Here is a 627-nt window from a genome sequence, read left to right as displayed (position 1 = left end):
TGTTTAGGGCAATCTGATTGTTGCTAGTGCGGCACCCATTCTTTTCATCTACGGAAACGAAAAATTTCAGAAAAGGCAAAGGCATGCCGACCAGCTAGGCCTACCGTTGCAATTGCAGCTACCAACTGACAATTGCACAGGAGGCAGGAAGGATGATCAGCATGCCAATGATCGAAAGTATACGAGAGATGTCGAGAAGGGGCCTCTCCAATGCGGAGATACAGCGCAGGACGGGGATATCCCAACCGACGATCCGCAAGTACATCGCGATGGACGATTTCTCGCCGCAGGCCCCGAGCCTGCAATCGCGCCCGTCGATCCTTGACCCTTACAAGCCCTTCGTCGACGAGATCCTGCTCGGCGACCAGCGCGTATGGCGCAAGCAGCGACACAGCGCAAAGCGCATATACGAGCGCTTGCTGGACGAGACCGCCTACGACGGCGGCTACGGAACCGTCAAGAACTACGTGAGGAGGCGCAAGGCCGAGATATCCGCGGCGTCCGACTGCTATATGGAGCTTGTCTGGGCGCCGGGGGAGGCGCAGGCCGACTTCGGCGACGTCGACGTGCTGGCCGGGGGAGAGCGCGTGAGGATGCACTTCCTGGTGCTCAGCTTCCCCTTCTCCA

Annotated in this window: 1 pseudogene; it reads left to right on the top strand. The window is 58.7% G+C overall.

The features are described from left to right. Positions 1–161: 161 nt before the first annotated feature. A pseudogene (locus ACTQW0_RS08510) lies at positions 162–627 on the top strand (IS21 family transposase); the annotation flags it as partial.

This window comes from Collinsella sp. LCP19S3_B7 (genome assembly GCF_052121795.1).
Lineage (GTDB): Bacteria > Actinomycetota > Coriobacteriia > Coriobacteriales > Coriobacteriaceae > Collinsella.
Note: the sequence above shows the minus strand (reverse complement) of the source record. Positions and strands in the feature narration are given on the sequence as shown.